Origin of the sequence: Sphaerisporangium sp. B11E5, assembly GCF_039871875.1 — a bacterium.
GTDB lineage: Bacteria > Actinomycetota > Actinomycetes > Streptosporangiales > Streptosporangiaceae > Sphaerisporangium.
Genome location: NZ_JBDPMD010000001.1, coordinates 241,832 through 259,779, shown reverse-complemented (window position 1 = coordinate 259,779; position 17,948 = coordinate 241,832). Strand labels below are relative to the sequence as shown.

Genomic DNA, 17,948 nt, shown 5'->3' with positions numbered 1-17,948 from the left:
CGAAATAGTTGACGCTCCTACCGAAAGCCTTTAACTTTGCTCGCTATGGGAGCGCTCCCACCGGTGTGTGCGCTCCGGGATCGGCACCGATCGCGGAGAGCTCGGCCGGGGGAGGCTCCCGCACTGTGTCACCCGGATCAAAGCGTTCCCAACGTCGATGAGAGGATTCCCCCGTGCCTCAGTACGTCCTCCGCGGTGGCGACTTCCACGCCGAGATAACACAGCGGGGCGCGGCCCTGCGCGTGCTCAGGCACGGCGGCCGCGACGTCGTGGCGACCTGGCCGGAGAACGGCCCCGTCCCGCATTACAGCGGCACCCTCCTCGCCCCCTGGCCGAACCGCATCGGCGACGGGCGCTACACCTTCGGCGGCGAGACCCGCGACGTGCCCGTCAACGAGCCCGAGCGTGGTCACGCCCTGCACGGCCTGGTCGCCTTCGCCGACTGGGAGCCGGTCGAGGTGCGCACCGTGGACGAGGACCGCGGCTCCGCCCGGTTCGAGCACGTCATCGAGCCGACCCCCGGCTACCCCTTCCGCGTGGCCCTGCAGGTCCGCTACCACCTCACCGCCGAGGGCCTCACCACCACGCTGACCGCCGAGAACATCGGCGACCGGCCGGCACCGTACGGCTGCGGGCCGCACCCCTGGCTGATCGCCGACGGCGGCGCGGAGACCGGGTGGAGCCTGGAGCTGCCCGCCGACCGGGTGCTGCTCACCGACGAGAGACTGCTGCCCCGTTCGCTTGAGCCGGTCGACGGCACGCCGTACGACTTCCGGGTGCCGCGCGAGCTCGGCGGCACGGTGCTCGACCACGCGTTCACCGGCCTGGACGCCGCGCCCGGCGGCACCACCCAGGTGCGGCTGCGCGGCGCCGGAGGCGGCGTGCAGATCGCGTGGGACGCGGCGGCCATGCCGTGGGTGCAGGTCTGCACCGGCACGGGGTTCGGCCACCGCGGCATCGCGGTGGAGCCGATGACGTGCCCGCCCGACGCCTTCAACTCCGGCACCGACCTCATCGTGCTCGGTCCTGGCGGCAAACACGAGGCGAGCTGGACCGTCTCGGTGTTGTGACCGGCCGGCCACCCCGCGCCGCGCTCATGGCCGGGCCTCAGCCATCGGCGAGGCCCGTGGCCGCCTGACCCGACCCCCCGAGCCGAAGTGATGGGAACGATGGATAGCAGGACCAAGCAGCGGCTGACGACCGCGCAACTGGGCACGCTGATACGCGGCGCGCTCGGCACCGAGGTGACGAGCGCCGAGGAGCTGGTGGACGGCTTCGCGAACGCCGTATGGCTGCTGACCCTCGACGACGGCCGCAAGGTCGTGCTGAAGGTCGCGCCGCCGCCCGATCTCGATCTCCTGCGTTACGAACGGGCGCTGCTGCGCACCGAGGCCCTCGTGTACCACCTCGCCGCCCCCGCGGGCGTGCCGCTCCCCCAACTGCTGCACTCAGGCTTCGACGACCCCGAGCTGGGCAGCGACTACCTGATCATGTCCGCCCTCGACGGTGTGCCGTGGAACCAGGCCACGGTGTCCGAGGAGGACGACGCGGCGCTGCGGCGCGAGCTCGGCCGCTGCATCGCCGCGCTGCACACCGTCGCTCCCGGGGACGGCGTCTACGGCTACCCCTACGCGGCGCTCACCGGGCCGACGTGGCGTGACGCGTTCCTCGTGATGACCGGCGCCCTGCTGGACGACGCCGTGCGCTACGACACCCCGCTGCCGTGCTCGCTGGTGGACATCGCGGGCGCGATCCACTCCAACGCCTGCGCGCTTGACGCGGTGACGACACCCGCTCTGGTGCACTTCGACATCTGGCCCGGCAACGTGTTCCTGACCGCGGACCCCGGCGGGCCGCCGCGGATCCAGGCCCTCATCGACCACGAGCGGGCCTTCTGGGGGGACCCGCTCGCCGACTTCGTCACCCCCACCATCTTCGGCGAGCTGCGGGTCGACGACCCGCTGCTGGCCGGCTACCGCGAGGCGGGCGGGCGGCTCGCCCTCACCCCCGACGCCATGACGCGCGACGCGTTGTACCGGGTGTACCTGTACATGATCCTGCTGGTCGAGGCGGGGCCCCGGCAGTACCCCGAGGAGTCCTACGCCCGGATCCGCGACCTCGCGACGGCCGGGCTGACCAGGAGCCTCACGTTCCTCAGGCAGCGATGACCCGCCGCCCCCTGCCGCCTCGCGCGGCGGTACCCGACGCAGTGATGCGCCACCGGCCGCGACCAGCGCCGCCGCGGCGGTAGCGCCGCCCACGGCCCCGGCCCGTCCGGCGGCCGTCCCCACGCCACTCCTCGATCCGCACCCCGCACGGCCGTCCCGGGACCTCCCGGGGCGGCCGTGCGGTTCTCGCAGGTCCCGCCGCCCATGTCAGGCGTCGGCGCGCTCGGAACGGTTGCCGGCCACGAGCCGGTCGTCAGGGTGCCGCGTCGGCTGGGTGGCGCCGGCCCGCTCGGCCCGGTCGTCCACGCCGTCGCCGTCACGGTCGGACGCGTGCCGGCCGGTGGGCGTGGGCACCGCCGCGGGGGCGGGCGCCGCGTCCGGGGCGGTGCGGGGACGCGGGGCGGTGGCCTCGAGGCGCTGCTCCAGGCGGCGCTTCTCCTCCTCCAGCCGGGCGACCCGGTCCCGGGACTCGGCGCGTGCCGCGATCAGGCGCCTGCGGCGGACGCCCATGCGGCGCATGCCCATGGTGAAGAACATCAGGCCGAGCAGGAACACCGCGGCGGTGCCGGCTCCGGCCAGGAAGAGTTCCAGCTCGTTGAACTGGAGGACACGGTCTAGGACGGTGACGGACATCGCCACGTTCCCGGTCATGTCGTTCGCCACCGCGACGAGAGCCGCGCCGGCGATCACGATCAACAGTAGCCCCAGCAGTATCATGTGCCTCAACTCCACGTCGCTCGGAGGTGCCGGCCGCTTCCGCAGCCGCCCACCGACTGCCCGGGAGCCAGGGGTTTATACCTGCCGAACAGCGCCGATCCGCCGTCTCCCACGGCGTTCACGTGCCGGGAGGTCGAACAGCCACGAGGCCCTGCCGAGGGCCTTCTCCGCGAGCAGGCACAGGGCCACGATCACCGCGGTCATCAGCACCGGGTACACGACCGCGAGCACGAGACGCAGCCAGGCCGGGCCCACGGCGGACAGCGGCGGGGCCAGGAAGTGGTCCAGCAGGGCCAGCACCGGCATGTGCACGACGTAGACCGCCAGGGTCCTGCGTCCCAGCCAGGCCGCCCCGGCGCCGAGGCCGGGGACGGCGGCGAGCAGCGGCGCGGCGGACACGCCGAACATCACCGCGAGCGCGCAGACGGCCGGCCAGACGCCGGGGACGCCCTCGGCGCCGGTGAGGGCCACCGCGAGCAGGGCGGCCGCGTACCCGGCCCCGAGCAGCGCGGCCCGCCGGGGGCCGGTGGTGGCGGCGAGCCGTTCGAGGTGCGGCCGCAGGTGCAGCCCCGCGAGGAAGAACACGAGGTTGCGCAGAAGCGAGGCGCGGTTGCCCGGCAACGGCTCCGGCCACCCGGCCACGGCGACCGCCAGGACCAGCGCGGCGCCGATCAGCACCGGGGCGGGCACGCGGCGCAGCAGCTTGGCGACCGTGAAGTACAGCGCCAGCGCGTAGAGGTACCAGACGTTGGGCGGCGTGAACAGCACCTGCGTGACGAACTCGGCCGGACCGTGCGCCCGCCCCGTGTCGAACCCCGGCGCGAACCCGAGCAGCACCGTGTGGATCGCCGCCCACAGCAGGTACAGATACAGGAACCGCCCCACCCGGCTCCGCGCCACCGCCCCCCAGGGCCGCAGGAACGCCCCCGCCGCCAGCATCCCCGAGACGGTGAAGAACAACGGCATCCGCAACGTGAGCAGCCCGTCCCCCAGCGCCCCCCACCCCCCCGGCACCGGCACCGCGACCCGCCAGTCCACCCGCAGATAGTCCTTGACGACCACATGCCAAAGCACCACCAGCACAATGCACACCCCCTTGACCGCATCGGCCCACACCAACCGCCGCCGACCCCCCGCACACGCGCCGTCACGCCCACCGCTGGAACCGCCACCGTCACCCCCGCCCCCCGATCCGCCCCCAGCGCCCCCGGCCCGCACAGCCCCCGCCCCGTGACCGAAGCGCCCCCCCCCCCGTCCCACCGCACCACCCCCACCCCCCTCCAGACCGTGACCGACACACCCGGCCTCCGTACTGTGGCCAACGGGCCCTGGCTCCGCACCGTGACCGGTGCGCACGGCCTTCAAGCCGTCGCGGGCGCGCACGAGCAGGGACATCGGGGACCACCTCCGGGAACGGGGAGCGCCGGGGCCGGCGCACCTCCGTCACCCTGGGCGAGGTGGTTCTCCGCACGAGCGCCGCGATGTATCCGCAGGCGCTCAACCGTGTATCAACTGTGCGGCCGGCGCTCTCCCGTGCGGCGCGGAGGGAACCGTGGGGAGCTGCGGGGTGCGTGGGAGCTGCGGGGTGCGTGGGAGTGGCCGAGGTCATGGGAGCGACGAGGTGACCGGGACTCACGAGGTGGAACGAGACGGGAGGTACATGGGACGAGGCGAAGTGCATGGGACGAAGCAAGGTGCACGGGACCCGCCGGGTGCACGGGACGCGGCGAAGTGCACGGGAGTCGGCAGAGTGCACCGGAGTCGGCGAGGTGCACGGGACTCGCCGGGTGCACGGGACGCAGCGGGGGGCACAGAACGCGCCGGATGCACGGAACGCGGCGAGTGGTGCACGGAACGCGCCTCCAGCGCCGGTCGAGCGGACGACCAGCGCCCCGGCGCATGATGACCCGGCGCATGATGACCCGGCGCATGATGACCCGGCGCATGATGACCCGGCGCATGATGACCCGGCGCATGATGACCCGGCGCATAGCGGCCCGGTACGCCCTTCGCCGCACCCGGCGTCCCGCGTACCTCCGCCACCTGACGGGAGGGCCGCCCCGCGCCCGCCCGCCACCCACCGGCCCCACACGGAACAGTGCATGGGGCGGGGTGCGCGGGACGGAACGGTGCATGGGTGGGGTGCGTACCGTCGCCTCTTTTTCGCCACCGCGGGCGGATCTTCCAGGCGGCGCCGTAACCCCATGCCCCACGCCGCTCCCGTCATCGCCGCGAGCGAGGGTGAGGGGAGTCGGTAGCGCCGTCCCGGTCGGAGGGGCTTGGGTAGGGTCGGGTGGGTCATACGGCAGGGTTCTACGTTTTTTATGACATTGGTGATTCGGGGGGACATGTCGGATCTGGTGGCCGAGGACGCTGCGGCGGCGCCGGTGCGGGTGCTTCTCGTCGAGGACGACGAGGTGATCCGCACGACGGTCGCGATGGCGCTGGAGCGGTACGGCTATCGCGTGGCGGTCGCGGGCGACGGGCTGGCGGGGCTGGAGCGGTTCCAGGAGGTGCGGCCCGATGTGATGCTGCTGGACGTGATGCTGCCGGGGCTGGACGGCATCGGGTTGTGCCGCAGGATCAGGGAGTCCAGCATGACGCCGATCCTGATGATGTCCGCTCGCGGCGACGCGCTCGACGTGGTGGCGGGACTGGAGGCGGGGGCGGACGACTACGTGGTCAAACCGGCCGACACCTCGGTCCTCGTGGCGAGGATCCGCGCGCTGCTGCGCCGCGCGTCCTTCGTCCCGGAGCCGGCGGGCGCCGGGGAGCCGCTGGGAGACCTGCTGGTGTTCGGCGACCTGGTCATCGATCCCGGCGGCCTGGAGGTGTCCCTGGCCGGGCGGCCGGTGGCGCTGGCGCCCACCGAGCTGCGCCTGCTGCTGGTGTTCGCGGCCCGGCCCGGGATCGTGCTCGACCGCCAGACGCTGCTGACCGACGTGTGGGACTACGGCTGGGACGGCGACAGCCGCGTCGTCGACCTGTGCGTCCAGCGCCTGCGCAGGAAGATCGGCCCCGACCGCATCGAGACCGTCCGCGGTTTCGGCTACAAGCTGCGGCGCTGAGATGCGGGACACCGCCGCCCGCGCGGTGCGGCACCTGCTGAACTGGCGGTCGCTGCGCTGGAAGATCGCCGCCCTGGTGACCGTGGCGTCCTGCGCGGTCGCCCTGGCCGTCGGCCTGCTGGTCCACCGGAGCACCTACGAGCGTTCCATGAACGTGGGCGGGGGCCGCGCCATGACCGCCCTGTACGCCGAGCTGCAGAACTACCGCCGTACGGGCAGTACCTTCGCCGCCGAGCCCCCCGAGACGATCCCGCTCCCCCTGCGCCAGCAGATCGACACCGCCGGGGACCCCGTCGTCTGGTACGACGGGCACCCGGACAAGCCGTGGATGTGGGCCGCCGTCCGCCTCGGCGACTCTCCCGTCGCCGTACGTGTCGACATGGGTACCGACCTGCGCAGCCGCCAGGCCCTGGACCGCCACATCGTCATCGCCGCCCTCGGCACCCTCGCCGCCGTGGTCCCCCTGGCGGCCCTGGCCGCCGAGCTGCTCAACCGCCGTCTGCGCCGGGTGGCCCGCACCGCCCGCCGCATCGCCGCGGGCGACCTGGACGCCCGCACCACCCGCCGCGCCACCGCGGGCGGCCCGGCGGCCCGCGCCGGCGGGCGGGGCGACGAGATCGCCGAGATCTCCGCGACCGTCGACTCGATGGCCGACAGCCTTCAGGCCCGCCTGCTCAGCGAGCAGCGCTTCACCGCCGACGTCGCCCACGAGCTGCGCACCCCGCTGATGGGCCTGGTGACCGCCACCGAGTTGCTCCCGGAGAGCGCGGCCGCCGTGCTGGTCAGGGACCGGGTACAGGTGGTGCGCTCCCTGGTGGAGGACCTGCTGGAGATCTCCCGGCTGGACGCGGGTGCCGAGCGCGCCGACCTGCGTCGTGTGCCGCTGGCCTCCGTCATCGAGGGCACCCTCGCGAGGACGGGACTCACGGCGTGCCTCACCGTGACCGGCGCACCGACGGCCGAGACCGACCCCCGCCGCCTTGACCGCATCGTCACCAACCTGCTCGTCAACGCCCACCGCCACGGCCGCCCGCCTGTCGAGATCACCGTCACCGGCCGGGAGATCACCGTCCACGACCACGGGCCCGGTTTCCCGCCTTCCCTCCTCGCCCACGGCCCCCAGCGTTTCCGCACCGGCACCCCCGAACGCGGCCAGGGTCACGGCCTCGGCCTCACCATCGCGCAGGGCCAGTCCCGCGTGATCGGCGCCACCCTCGTCTTCGCCAACCCCCCGGCGGGCGGCGCGACCGCGACCCTGCGCCTCTGACGAAAACCCGCATTTCCCATATCGGCGAGATATCGGGGCGCGAATTCCTGTCGTTAAAGAATGCGGTGACGAGTGATTGCGGAACGGGCCGCGCGGGGAGAACGGCCCGTGGCCGCCGGACGATCACCTGAACGGCGGCCGTCCGCAACGGAACATCACGGGAGTTCGTCATGAGCAGAAAGACCCCTGAATCCTTCATGTCGATCAGATCCGCCTGCCTTCTCGCGGCCGCCCTCGCGGTCGCGGGCGCGGTGACGGCGTCGCCGGCGGCCGGCCAGACGGCCGCCGCGCGTGACGGCGTCGCCGGCGTGGTGCGGGTCGGGCCCTCGCCGATCTACAACGCGCCGAACACGCAGGACTACGAGGACACGGTGCAGGCCACGTTCACCAAGATCGCCAATCCGGATCAGGTCCAGTTCGTGCTGCGGACGCCGCCGAGCGTCACGTGGTGGAAAGGCATCCGGCTGGTGGACCAGTCGAGCGGGAAAACGCTGGCGAGCGATTTCACCCAGGACGCCAAACACCGCACCACCGTCCTCACGGCCGGCAAGAACGCCGTCACCAAAGGGGTGTACATCGTCTTCTCGAAAGCAAAGACATTTGGCGCTCATACCGATATGTACACCGTCGTGATTCCGACCGCCGATCTCGGATATCGCATCGACCTCGACTGGCTCAAAGACGACCGCTGATCCTCGGACGAACGGAGTACCCGCGCGGGGCGCCCTGGCAGGGCCCCCGCGCGGGCCGCACCGCTCACCCCTCGCCGAGCACCTCGCGCAGCCGCGGAGCGAAGCCGGCGGGGTCGTCCGCGAAGCCGATGTGACCGCCGGGGAACAGGGCGGGCTCCAGGTCCAGCGCGGCGGCGAGGGCCCGGGAGGTGCGGTCGCAGATCTCCCCCGTGGAGTCCTCGCCGATGCCGATCACCACGCGTGCCGGGGACGACCGCAGAACCGCGAGGTCGGGCCGCCAGCGGGTGGTGGGCCGCAACTCGTGGCCGAACCAGTGGTCGTCGTCGGCGAGCACGGCGGGATCCCGGTCGTCGCCGAACATCTGCTGGAAGACGGGCTCGGGAAGCTCGATGCCGGCCTGCGCCAGGAACTTGCGCCACGCCCCGGCCCGGTCCCCCGCCTGGTGCGTGGCCACGATGTCGTCGGTCAGCCCCCGCTGGTGCCCCGCGTCGTCGAGCAACTCGATCAGCGGCGGCTCGTGGGCGACGAGGACACCGACCTGCTCGGGGTGCGCCTCGACGAGGGCCAGCCCGCTGACGGCCCCGCCGCTGGACCCGAACACGGCGGCAGGCCCGGCGTCCACGTGGGCGATGAGGCGCGACAGGTCGTCGGCCCGCATCTCGGGCGTCGAGTCCTGCCCGGCGTCCTCGACGGCGCTGCGCCCGGTGCCGCGCGGGTCGGTGGTGAGCACGGTGTGGTCACCGGCCAGCAGGCCGGCCAGCGGCGCGAAGGCCGCCGCCCCCATAGGGGCGCCTATGAGCACCACGAGGGGCCCGGAGCCCCGCACCTCGTAGTAGAGACGCGCGCCGGGTACCTCCAGGGTCCCGGCGGTGGCAGGAGCGGTCGCGGCAGGGATCATCGGTGTCCTCCTGGGACGGACGGGTGACGGTTCGTTCGTCAACAGGACTCCCGTGGCGCGGCCGACTCATCGCTCGCGGCCCGATTTCCGGGAGAACTCGCGAACGCGTGGACACCGTCCATCTTCGCGGGGCCGGCCGGGAATCGCCGCCGCGGCGCGGGCCGCGAGAAGGTCGGAGTCACGTGAGCGGGGGAACGCTTTACGAAGACGGCCTGACTGTGGCATGATTTCAACAGGTGATGAATATGTCTGGGACATGTGTGATCGCCGGAGGCGGGCCCGCGGGGGCCGTGCTCGGTCTGTTGCTGGCCCGGTCCGGTGTCGAGGTCACGCTGCTGGAGAAGCACAAGGACTTCCTGCGGGACTTCCGCGGGGACACCCTCCATCCCTCCACCTTGCAGGTCATGGACGAGCTGGGGCTCGCGGACCGGGTGGAGGCGCTGCCGCACCGCAAGACGTCGGCCCTCTGGTTGTGGACCGACGAGGGGGCCGTTCAGCTCGTCTCCCTCAAGGGGCTGAGGTCCAAGTACCCGTACATCGCGTTCGTCCCGCAGTGGGACTTCCTCAACCTGGTCACCGAGGCGGCCAAGGAGTACCCGAACTTCCGGCTGCTCATGGAGGCCGAGGTGACCGGCCTGATCCGGGAGGACGGCGCGGCGCGGGGGGTGCGGTACCGCGACGCGTCCGGGGAGCACGAACTGCGGGCCACGCTGACCGTGGGGGCCGACGGGCGCGGTTCGCAGGTGCGGCGCGCGGCGGGGCTGGTGCCGGTGGAGCGCGGCGCCCCCATGGACGTCGTGTGGTTCCGCCTGCCACGTGACCCCGGCGACTTCGAGGACACCTTCCTGCGGATCTCGGCCGGCGGGCTGATGGTGGCGATCAACCGGGAGACCTACTGGCAGCTCGCCTACGTCATCCCGAAGGGCGCGTTCGAGGAGCTGAAGGCGCGCGGCGTCGAGGACCTGCGCGCGTCGGTGGCGCGCCTGATCCCGTTCCTCGCCGGCCGTACCGGCGAGCTGGAGGGCTTCGGCGACGTCGGGGTGCTGCGGGTGGCGCTGAACCGGCTGCGCCGCTGGTACCGGCCCGGGCTGCTGATGATCGGGGACGCCGCGCACGCGATGTCCCCGGTGTTCGGCGTGGGCATCAACCTGGCGGTGCAGGACGCGGTGGCGGCGGCCAACGTGATCGCCGAGCCGCTGCGCGCCGGGCACGTCCCGGTGGAGCTGCTGCGCAAGGTGCAGCGCCGCAGGACGCCACCCACGGTGATCACCCAGTACGCGCAGCAGCTCGTACAGAACCGGCTGATCCGGCCGGCCCTGGCCGGTTCCGGCGCGCCGTCGCGGATCCCGGTGCCCCCCTCCGGCCTGCCGATCGTGGGCGACCTCGCCCGCAGGTTCATCGGCCTCGGCATCCTCCCCGAGCACGTGCGCACCCGGCCCCCCGGCGGATGACACCGGAATCTCACCCCGCGATTTTCTCGCCAGTTGGACAGGCATCGGTGACACCGCCCTCGGTGCAATAGCCTCTAGTCGTGAGCGCCGAACCCATCAACCTGGATTCCTGGCGGGAGCTGCCCGCCGCCCAGCAGCCGGACTGGCCCGATCGCGCCGCGCTCGACCGGGTCGTCACCGAGCTGCGCGAGCTGCCGCCGCTGGTGTTCGCCGGCGAATGCGACGAGCTGAAGGACCGCCTGGCCGCCGTGGCGCGGGGAGAGGCGTTCGTCCTGCAGGGCGGTGACTGCGCCGAGACGTTCGCGGGCGCCACCGCCGACAACGTCCGCAACAAGTTGAAGACCTTGCTGCAGATGGCGATCGTCCTCACCTACGCGGGGCGGGTGCCGGTCGTCAAGATCGGCCGCGTGGCGGGGCAGTTCGCCAAGCCGCGGTCCAAGCCGACCGAGGTGCGCGGCGGGCTGGAGCTGCCCGCGTACCGCGGGGACATGGTGAACGGCTTCGACTTCACCGCCGAGGCCCGCACGCCCGACCCCGGGCGGCTGCTGCGGGCGTACCACTCCTCGGCCGTGACGCTCAACCTGGCCCGCGCCTTCACCAAGGGCGGTTACGCCGACCTGCGGCAGGTGCACGCCTGGAACCAGGACTTCGTGGCCGAGTCCCCGGCCGGGCGCCGCTACGAGCAGCTCGCCCGCGAGATCGATCAGGCGCTGGCGTTCATGCGGGCCTGCCAGGCCGATCCCCAGGAGTTCCACACCGTCGAGTTCTACTCCTCGCACGAGGCGTTGATCCTCGACTACGACCACGCGCTGACCCGCATCGACTCACGGACCGGCCTGCCGTACGACGTGTCGGCCCACATGGTCTGGATCGGCGAGCGCACCCGCCAGCTCGACGGCGCGCACGTCGAGTTCTTCAGCCGCATCCGCAACCCCATCGGCGTCAAGCTCGGCCCCACCACCACGCCCGAGGACGCCCTGGCGCTGATCGACCGGCTCAACCCCGCCAACGAGCCCGGGCGCCTCACGTTCATCGCCCGCATGGGTGCCTCCCGGGTGCGCGAGGCCCTCCCCCCGCTGGTGGAGAAGGTCCGCGCGAGCGGCGCCCAGATCGTGTGGATCTGCGACCCGATGCACGGCAACACCTTCGAGGCCCCGAGCGGTCACAAGACCCGCCGCCTGGACGACGTCATCGACGAGGTCACCGGCTTCTTCGAGGTCCACCACGCCCTCGGCACCCACCCCGGCGGCATCCACATCGAGTTCACCGGCGACGACGTCACCGAGTGCGTCGGCGGCGGCCACCCCATCGTCGAGGAGGACCTGGCCCTCCGCTACGAGACCGCCTGCGACCCCCGCCTCAACCGCGGCCAGTCCCTGGACCTGGCCTTCCGCGTGGCCGAGCTCTACCGATCGAGCTGAGCCCCGCCGGGCCCGCCGTCGCCGACGGCGGGCCCGCACACGACGAGGGCCCTCCTCCGAGGAGGGCCCGGCGCGGCGCGTGACGAGGTCAGGGACGGCTGCCGTCTTCCGGGCCCGCGGCGCGGCCGGCGTCGATGTCGTCGGAGATCTCCTTGCGGATGGCGTCCATGTCGAGCGCCCGAACCTGCCGGATGAGGTCCTCGAGCGCGGGCTCGGGCAGCGCACCCGGCTGCGCGAACACCACGATCCCGTCCCTGATCGCCATCACCGTGGGGATCGAGGTGATCTCGAACCCCGCCGCCAGCCCGCGCTCCGCCTCGGTGTCGATCTTGCCGAAGGTGATGTCGTCGTGCTTGGCCGACGCCTTCTCGAAGATCGGCCCGAACGTGCGGCACGGCCCGCACCAGGACGCCCAGAAGTCCAGCAGCACGATTCCCTGCTGGTCGGCGATCTCATTGAAGTTTGACTCGGTCACCGCGATGGTCGCCACGGGACGCTCCTCGTCTCTCATCTCATCGTGTCGGCTGGCATAACCACATACCCGATCCGTTGATTCCACACCACGTCCCGCCCCGCACACCCCTGTGACGACATTTCCCGCAACGCCACCGGCACGCGAGGGCCCCGCTGCCATGGATCCAGATCATGCCACCCCCACGGGGCTCGCGCCGTCCTCGTGTGGCGGATCACCTCACGGCGAACACCACAGCGGCCGAGTGGCGGGTGGCGCGGGGTGTGGCACACTCCGAGGCGTGATCGCCCGTGAGTACGGTTACCCGGTGCTGCCCGGCGCGGCCCTCGGCACCCCCGGTGTCGAGGAGGTGCTGCGCCGCCGTGAGCGTGCCGGTCGCCGCTGGGCGTTCCCGGCGCTCGGCGCGCTCGGCCTGCCCGCCGTCCTGCTGTCATCCCGAGGGGGCCCGGCGGCGGCGTTCGGGGTCGTCGCGGGGGTCGCGTTCCTGGTCGTGCTCGGGCTGTTCCTGCTGTGGCGCCGCGCGCGGCGCAGGGAGAGGAGCGTACTGGCGACGTACGGGTGGCAGGTATGGCCGTACCGCGGGGAGAAGGTGACGGTCGTGTCCGGGCACCGGCCCGGCGGGCGCCGGTGGAGCCACGCGGGCAGGGTCGTGCTGCTGGCCCCCGACGGGCAGAGCCACTGCTCCTTCCCGCCGCCCGGAGGGGACTGGGACGGCCCGCGCCCCGGCCGGAAAGCCGGGGGCACGGGCCGCGCCGTCGAGGACCTGCCTCGTGGGGCGCGAGGCGAGGTGTGGTTCGCCGGGGACACCCGGTTCGGCGGCGTGCTCGCCGTACCCGGCGGCCTGCCGTTCCGGTACGTCACCCGCGACAAGCCGGGCACCCGGCGGGGCGACCCCGAGGAGGACGAACTGGCCCGCCGCGCCGGCCTGCTCCGCACGCGTCCGTGACGCCTGGTGAGACCCGATCCGGCGGGCTTCTTGACGCCGCCGGTGGACGCGTTGCCGCTTCGAACCGGCCGGCTTCTTTCCGCCGGTGAAAAGCGTGGCCGCCTCGAACCGGCCGGCTCCTTGTGGCCGCAGGTGGACGCGCGGCCCCTTCACCGCGGAAAGCCCGGCCGGGGCCGGGCTTTCCGTGTGCTTGGGCCGGGGCCGGCTAGGAGCAGTTGCTCGCCAGCTTCTGGGTGGCCTCGCTGGCCTTGCTGCTCAGCTTGCTCAGCTCGGTGGCGGCAGCGGCCGGGTTCGCGGGGTCGATCTTGATGCCGCCCCAGGTGGCGGACAGGTCCGCGAGGGTGGCCTTCAGGTCGCCGTCGGCCTGGTCCGACAGGTTCTTCAGCTTGGTGGCCAGGTCGGCGTTGGCCTTGTTGAAGGCGTCGAGGTTGCCGGCGCCGGCCGCGGCCTGGGTGCTGTAGTCCTGGAACGCCTTGACCGCGTCCTGGCAGGCCGGCTGGCCGCCGCCGCCGCACGCGGCGGTGAGCGAGACCAGGACGGCCGCGGCGCAGACGGCGAGGGCGGGGCGGGAGAGGTTGCGGGCCATTATGTGCCTTTCCTAGTGATCTGTAGCGCGTGATCTTTGTCGCGATGGAAAAGCTAGTGGCAGATCCTTACAGCCCGCTTACATTCCGCCTGAATGGACGCCGCCCGAGCCGGGCCGGCCGGGGAGGCAGGGGCTCTCAGACGGCGTGGGGTGGAGGCGGCGCGGTCCCTCGCACGGCGGTGAGGAGGGCGAGCGGTGTCGCGGCGGCCCACGCCTGAGGGGAGGACGAGTGGGGGTAGGGGACGGGGGCCGCGTGCTCGTCCTCGCCGTAGCCGGCCATGACCTCCGGCAGGCGCCAGCCGTGCGCGGCCGCGGCCCGTACCAGGCCGCGGGCCACGGTGCGGGCCTCCTCGGCGAGGCCGCAGCGGGCCAGGCCCAGCGCGATCACCGCGTTGTCGTGCGGCCAGACGCTGCCCCGGTGGTAGGACAGCGGGTGGTACGCGGCCTGGCCGGCGGCGAGCGTGCGGACGCCGAAACCGGAGAAGAAGTCCGGTGCGAGCAACCTGCGGCCCACCGCCCGCTCCTCCTCGGGGGCGAGGACACCCGACCACAGCAGGTGGCCGGCGTCGGAGGCCAGCACGTCCACCTGGCGGCCGGCCCCGTCCAGCGCGAGCGCGGGGAAGGCGGCCCCGGGCATCCAGAAGTCGCGGCGGAACCGGGCCCGCAGGTCCGCGGCCGCCTCCTCCAGCGCGCCGGCCCAGCCCGGGTCGCCCCACACCGCGCGGGCGAGCCTGGCCGTGCGGGTCAGGGCGTCGTAGGCGTATCCCTGCACCTCGCAGACCGCCAGGGCGCCGTCGGCCGGGCGGCCGTCGGCGAAGCAGACGGCGCCGGGCGAGTCCTTCCAGTTCTGGTTGACGAGCCCGCCGCCCGCCGCGTCCGAGACGTACCGCAGGTACCCCTGCTCGCCGAGGCCGCCGTCGCGGAACATCCAGTCCACCGCCGCACGCGCCTGCGGCTCCAGCCGCCGGGCCAGGGCGGGGTCGCCCGTCGCGGCGGTGTACGCCTCCAGCAGCACCAGGAAGAGCGGGGTGGCGTCGACGCTCCCGTAGTAGCGGCCGTAGGGCACCTGGCCGAAGTGGGCGAGCTCGCCGTGCCGGACCTCGTGCACGATCTTCCCCGGCTGCTCCAGCCGTGCCGGGTCGTGCCGCGTCCCCTGCGTGGCGGCCAGGGCCAGCAGGGTGTCCGCGGCGGGCCCGGGCCGGTACGGCAGGGCGAAGAGGGAGGTGAGCACGCTGTCCCGGCCGAAGAGGGTGAGGAACCAGGGGACGCCGGCCGCGGGCACCCGTAGCGTCTCCCCGCCGGGGCCCGCGACGGGCACGCGAAGCCGCGCCAGGTCGCGCAGGCCCTGGTCGCAGGCGAGGGCCAACTCGTCCCAGGAGGTGAGGTCCCGTGGCCGGGGGCGGGCGCTCACGAAGGCGCCGACGCCGGCGTCCATGCGTTCGCGCACCGTGGCGGGCGGCCCGGGCGGTGACGGTTCCGGCCTCCCCTGCGGGGCGGCCAGGGCCGTGAGGGAGAGATGGACCCTGCCGTGCGGGGGCAGGTCGAACCGCCAGGCGAGGACACGACCGGTGCCGTCGCCGGTGATCCGGTGCGGCGGCGGCGACGCGGTGACGGTGGTGCGCGACGACCAGGTCTCGCCGCGCCGGTAGTGGAAGACCACGCCGCCGGGCACGGCGGTCACGGAGCGGCGGGCCCCGGGCTTGGGGTACGTACGGTGGTCGGCGCGGAGCTCGAACTGGTCCGCGAAGTCGGCGTCCACGTGCAGTTCGAGCTCGACGGCGACGGGTTCGCCCTGGTTGCAGAGCAGCACGACGTCCTCGGTGAGGGCACCCGCGGCGACCGCCTGGCCGCGGAACACGGTGAACGCCGGAGGGTGGTCGCGGGTGCCCGCGGGCGCCAGCACGCAGCCGTCGCCGGTGGCGGTCAGCAGCGCCGGGGCCGTGCCGTCCGCCGTCAGCAGCCACCGGCTCAGGTGCCGCGCGTCGCGGACGAACAGCCCGTCGGGCGAGGTGCCCCCGGTGCCCTCGATGTTCCCGAGCGCGGACACCCTGGCGAAGGTGCCCTCGTTGACGAGCAGCCGATGGGTGGTCATCCGGCCGGGCCCCCTCCCCCGGTGCCGCCGTACGACACCAGCAGGTCGAGCGCCAGCGCGGCGGTCCAGCTGAACCTGCGGATGCCGCGTCCCTCCCCGGTGTACGGCTCCAGGTACTCGGCGAAGTCGGTGTCGTACGCGCAGGACAGGACCTGCGCGCGGAGCCGGTGGGCCGCCTCGGTCTCGCCGTGCCGCACGAGCCCGAGGTGGATCAGCCAGGCGGTGTTGAACCAGCTCGGCCCCCGCCAGTAGCGGCCGGGGTCGAACTCCTCGGACGTCAGGTCGTAGCTCGGGACGAGGCGCACCCGTCCGAGACGGAACCGCGGCCCCCTGGCGGTCCCGAGCAGTGCCGCGGTGACGTGACCGGGCAGGCCGGGGACGACGAGCGGGATCAGCCCGGACACGCTGTGCCCGGGGATCCGTTCGCCCGTCACGAGGTCCCTCGCGAGGAAGACGCCGCCCGCCGGGTCCCACAGCCGGTCGACGAGCGCGGCGGACGCCGCCTCGGCGCGCCGCAGGTGCTCCCGCGGGTCCGCGCCGATCGCCCGCGCCATCGCGGCGAGCGCGTGCTCGGAGGCGATCAGCAACGCGTTGAAGCCGGGGTCCTCGATGGCGAAGGCGTGCGGGGTGCGCGCGTCGTCGTAGGAGTGGTCCCGGTAGGTGGCGGCCAGGCGCACGTACCGGCCGTAGTCCAGGTCGGTCGGGCGGTCGGCGGCCGGGCTGTGGTCGAGGTCGGTCCTGTGGAACGACCCGGCGGGGGCCGGTGCCACCCGGGCCAGCGCCGCGTCCCAGACGGGGCTGTTGTCCAGGCCGGGCTCCCACGGGTGCACCACCGCGGCGAGCCCGCCGCCGCCGAGGTCCCGTGCGGTGCGCAGGTAGCGGTGCCAGACGGTGAGCCGGGGGTACACGCGGGGCAGGAACCCCCGCCGCAGCGACTCGGCGGGGTCGGCCAGGTGCACCCGCCAGGCGGCCAGCGCGTGGACGGGGGCCTGGACGATCCCGGAGGTCTCCGTGTGGGGAGGCGCGCCGGCCCGCCGTCCCGCCGTGGAGGACCGCCAGAAGCCGGGACCGGGGAAGTACGCGCCGGGCGGCACCGACGGGTTGAAGACGATGTGCGGTATCCGGCCGTCCTCCCACTGGGCGGCCAGCAGGCTCTCCAGTTCGAGCTGCGCCCGGCGCGGCGCCAGGTGGCGCAGCCCGATGGCGATGAAGGCCGAGTCCCAGCTCCACTGGTGCGGGTACAGGGCCCGCGAGGGGACCGTGGCGGCCCCCGTCCAGTTGTCCAGCAGGACGCGGGAGGCGGCTTCGCGCAGGCCCGCCGGGCGACCGGCCCCGGGGACGGCCGGTTCGAGGGTCGTGGTCATCCGGCGGCCCGGCGGACGAACGGCGGGATCGAGCGGACCGCCTCGGCGGGGTCGCCGGTGAGCCGGCACTCGACGGCGAGGTAGCCCTCGTAGCCGATGGCGGACAGGGCGCCGAGCCAGGCGGGCCAGTCGAGGTGGCCGGCGCCGGGCTGGAAGCGGTTGGAGTCGCTGATCTGGGCGTGGCCGATGAGGGGCCCCGCGGCGAGGACGGCCGCCGCGAGGCCGGTCTCCTCGATGTTCATGTGGTAGCTGTCGATGCCGATGCGTACGGAGTCCAGACCGGTCGCGCGGATGAGGTCGGCGGCCTGCTCCAGCCGGTTGACCATGTGGTCCTCGTAGCGGTTCAGGGGCTCGAGGAAGAGCGTGACGCCCTCGGCGCGGGCGTGCTCCCCCAGTTCGGCGAGCCCTTCCAGCAGCACCTCGCGGTCCTGCTCCTCGGTGCGCGGCGGCTCGAACGGCGGCAGGCGGCGCGAGAACATGCCGTAGGAGGCGGGGGTCTGGGCACCCAGCCCGCCGAGCTCGGCGATGACGGAGAGCTGCGACTTCATCTGCTCGACGGCGTCGCGGCGCAGGTCGTCGTCGAAGGCGCCGAAGAAGTGGAGCATGTCGACGCACACCGTCGGCATCACGACCCCGTCGGCCAGGGCCTTGCGCAGTTCCGGCAGCCGGTCGCGGAACTGGAAGTCCCCCTTGCCGCGCAGCTCGATGGCGTCGTAGCCGGCGGCCCGCGCGAACTCCCACTTGTCCCGCAGCGTCTCCCCGGGGAGAAGCTGCTCCTGGCAGGCGATCTTGAACACCCTCGTCAT

The 17,948-nt window shown here is 73.4% G+C and carries 16 protein-coding genes; 8 read left to right on the top strand and 8 right to left on the bottom strand.

The features are described from left to right. Window positions 1-173 precede the first annotated feature (173 nt). Together ABGB17_RS01025 and ABGB17_RS01020 are read left to right on the top strand one after the other, a co-directional pair. Entirely contained in the window at window positions 174-1,070 is an 897-nt protein-coding gene (locus ABGB17_RS01025; protein WP_347625751.1) for an aldose 1-epimerase family protein, read from the top strand. Window positions 1,071-1,169: 99 nt separating this feature from the next. Further along, complete coding sequence (locus tag ABGB17_RS01020; protein WP_347625750.1) at window positions 1,170-2,168, top strand: aminoglycoside phosphotransferase family protein; 999 nt, start codon at window positions 1,170-1,172, stop codon at window positions 2,166-2,168. Between the two features lie 207 nt (window positions 2,169-2,375). Here the strand turns inward: ABGB17_RS01020 and ABGB17_RS01015 are convergent, their stop codons facing one another. Together ABGB17_RS01015 and ABGB17_RS01010 are read right to left on the bottom strand one after the other, a co-directional pair. Further along, entirely contained in the window at window positions 2,376-2,885 is a 510-nt protein-coding gene (locus tag ABGB17_RS01015) for a hypothetical protein (RefSeq protein WP_347625749.1), read from the bottom strand. Between the two features lie 75 nt (window positions 2,886-2,960). Beyond that, complete coding sequence (locus tag ABGB17_RS01010) at window positions 2,961-4,280, bottom strand: acyltransferase (RefSeq protein WP_347625748.1); 1,320 nt, start codon at window positions 4,278-4,280, stop codon at window positions 2,961-2,963. 953 nt (window positions 4,281-5,233) lie between these two features. Between ABGB17_RS01010 and cseB the strand changes: the two genes are divergently transcribed. The 3 genes from cseB to ABGB17_RS00995 all read left to right on the top strand — a co-directional run bounded on the left by cseB (window position 5,234) and on the right by ABGB17_RS00995 (window position 7,912). After that, window positions 5,234-5,953, top strand: a complete 720-nt coding sequence (cseB, locus tag ABGB17_RS01005) for a two-component system response regulator CseB (protein WP_347625747.1) — start codon at window positions 5,234-5,236, stop codon at window positions 5,951-5,953. Window position 5,954: 1 nt separating this feature from the next. Next, window positions 5,955-7,220 (top strand): HAMP domain-containing sensor histidine kinase, encoded by a 1,266-nt coding sequence (locus ABGB17_RS01000; RefSeq protein WP_347625746.1) that lies wholly within the window; start codon window positions 5,955-5,957, stop codon window positions 7,218-7,220. A gap of 170 nt (window positions 7,221-7,390) precedes the next feature. Next, the gene (locus ABGB17_RS00995) at window positions 7,391-7,912 is read left to right on the top strand and encodes a hypothetical protein (protein WP_347625745.1); all 522 of its coding nucleotides are present in this window, start codon (window positions 7,391-7,393) and stop codon (window positions 7,910-7,912) included. Between the two features lie 64 nt (window positions 7,913-7,976). On the opposite strand, the gene ABGB17_RS00990 is transcribed toward ABGB17_RS00995, so the two are convergent. Further along, window positions 7,977-8,810, bottom strand: coding sequence for an alpha/beta hydrolase (locus ABGB17_RS00990; RefSeq protein WP_347625744.1), 834 nt, complete (start codon window positions 8,808-8,810; stop codon window positions 7,977-7,979). A gap of 245 nt (window positions 8,811-9,055) precedes the next feature. Here ABGB17_RS00990 and ABGB17_RS00985 point away from each other — a divergent pair, with 245 nt between their 5' ends. Together ABGB17_RS00985 and ABGB17_RS00980 are read left to right on the top strand one after the other, a co-directional pair. Then, on the top strand, window positions 9,056-10,261 hold the full coding sequence (locus ABGB17_RS00985) for an FAD-dependent oxidoreductase (protein WP_347625743.1): 1,206 nt from the start codon (window positions 9,056-9,058) through the stop codon (window positions 10,259-10,261). Between the two features lie 80 nt (window positions 10,262-10,341). Further along, window positions 10,342-11,682 (top strand): 3-deoxy-7-phosphoheptulonate synthase class II, encoded by a 1,341-nt coding sequence (locus tag ABGB17_RS00980; RefSeq protein WP_347625742.1) that lies wholly within the window; start codon window positions 10,342-10,344, stop codon window positions 11,680-11,682. An 88-nt stretch (window positions 11,683-11,770) separates the two neighbouring features. Here ABGB17_RS00980 and trxA read toward each other — a convergent pair whose 3' ends face one another. Further along, the gene (gene trxA, locus ABGB17_RS00975) at window positions 11,771-12,172 is read right to left on the bottom strand and encodes a thioredoxin (protein ID WP_347625741.1); all 402 of its coding nucleotides are present in this window, start codon (window positions 12,170-12,172) and stop codon (window positions 11,771-11,773) included. A gap of 262 nt (window positions 12,173-12,434) precedes the next feature. On the opposite strand from trxA, the gene ABGB17_RS00970 reads away from it, so the two are divergent. Continuing rightward, window positions 12,435-13,100 (top strand): hypothetical protein, encoded by a 666-nt coding sequence (locus ABGB17_RS00970; RefSeq protein WP_347625740.1) that lies wholly within the window; start codon window positions 12,435-12,437, stop codon window positions 13,098-13,100. Between the two features lie 205 nt (window positions 13,101-13,305). On the opposite strand, the gene ABGB17_RS00965 is transcribed toward ABGB17_RS00970, so the two are convergent. The 4 genes from ABGB17_RS00965 to ABGB17_RS00950 all read right to left on the bottom strand — a co-directional run bounded on the left by ABGB17_RS00965 (window position 13,306) and on the right by ABGB17_RS00950 (window position 17,948). Beyond that, window positions 13,306-13,686: a hypothetical protein gene (locus ABGB17_RS00965; RefSeq protein WP_347625739.1), complete on the bottom strand. Its 381-nt coding sequence runs from the start codon at window positions 13,684-13,686 to the stop codon at window positions 13,306-13,308. Between the two features lie 136 nt (window positions 13,687-13,822). Then, complete coding sequence (locus ABGB17_RS00960) at window positions 13,823-15,778, bottom strand: glycogen debranching N-terminal domain-containing protein (protein ID WP_347625738.1); 1,956 nt, start codon at window positions 15,776-15,778, stop codon at window positions 13,823-13,825. Then, window positions 15,775-17,142 carry a trehalase family glycosidase gene (locus ABGB17_RS00955; RefSeq protein ID WP_347625737.1) on the bottom strand — a complete coding sequence of 456 codons (1,368 nt, stop codon included), beginning with the start codon at window positions 17,140-17,142 and terminating at the stop codon, window positions 15,775-15,777. Before ABGB17_RS00955 ends, ABGB17_RS00960 begins: the two co-directional genes overlap by 4 nt. Next, window positions 17,139-17,948: a sugar phosphate isomerase/epimerase family protein gene (locus tag ABGB17_RS00950; RefSeq protein ID WP_347625736.1), complete on the bottom strand. Its 810-nt coding sequence runs from the start codon at window positions 17,946-17,948 to the stop codon at window positions 17,139-17,141. The genes ABGB17_RS00955 and ABGB17_RS00950 overlap by 4 nt, the downstream gene beginning before the upstream one ends.

Bases quoted from the DNA above. Each gene is read 5' to 3' on its own strand.
- ABGB17_RS01020 (WP_347625750.1), top strand. From the start codon at position 1,170: ATGGATAGCAGGACCAAGCAGCGGCTGACGACCGCGCAACTGGGCACG.
- ABGB17_RS01015 (WP_347625749.1), bottom strand. From the start codon at position 2,885: ATGATACTGCTGGGGCTACTGTTGATCGTGATCGCCGGCGCGGCTCTC.
- ABGB17_RS01010 (WP_347625748.1), bottom strand. From the start codon at position 4,280: ATGTCCCTGCTCGTGCGCGCCCGCGACGGCTTGAAGGCCGTGCGCACC.
- cseB (WP_347625747.1), top strand. From the start codon at position 5,234: ATGTCGGATCTGGTGGCCGAGGACGCTGCGGCGGCGCCGGTGCGGGTG.
- ABGB17_RS01000 (WP_347625746.1), top strand. From the start codon at position 5,955: ATGCGGGACACCGCCGCCCGCGCGGTGCGGCACCTGCTGAACTGGCGG.
- ABGB17_RS00995 (WP_347625745.1), top strand. From the start codon at position 7,391: ATGAGCAGAAAGACCCCTGAATCCTTCATGTCGATCAGATCCGCCTGC.
- ABGB17_RS00990 (WP_347625744.1), bottom strand. From the start codon at position 8,810: ATGATCCCTGCCGCGACCGCTCCTGCCACCGCCGGGACCCTGGAGGTA.
- ABGB17_RS00985 (WP_347625743.1), top strand. From the start codon at position 9,056: ATGTCTGGGACATGTGTGATCGCCGGAGGCGGGCCCGCGGGGGCCGTG.
- ABGB17_RS00965 (WP_347625739.1), bottom strand. From the start codon at position 13,686: ATGGCCCGCAACCTCTCCCGCCCCGCCCTCGCCGTCTGCGCCGCGGCC.
- ABGB17_RS00960 (WP_347625738.1), bottom strand. From the start codon at position 15,778: ATGACCACCCATCGGCTGCTCGTCAACGAGGGCACCTTCGCCAGGGTG.
- ABGB17_RS00955 (WP_347625737.1), bottom strand. From the start codon at position 17,142: ATGACCACGACCCTCGAACCGGCCGTCCCCGGGGCCGGTCGCCCGGCG.
- ABGB17_RS00950 (WP_347625736.1), bottom strand. From the start codon at position 17,948: ATGACGAGGGTGTTCAAGATCGCCTGCCAGGAGCAGCTTCTCCCCGGG.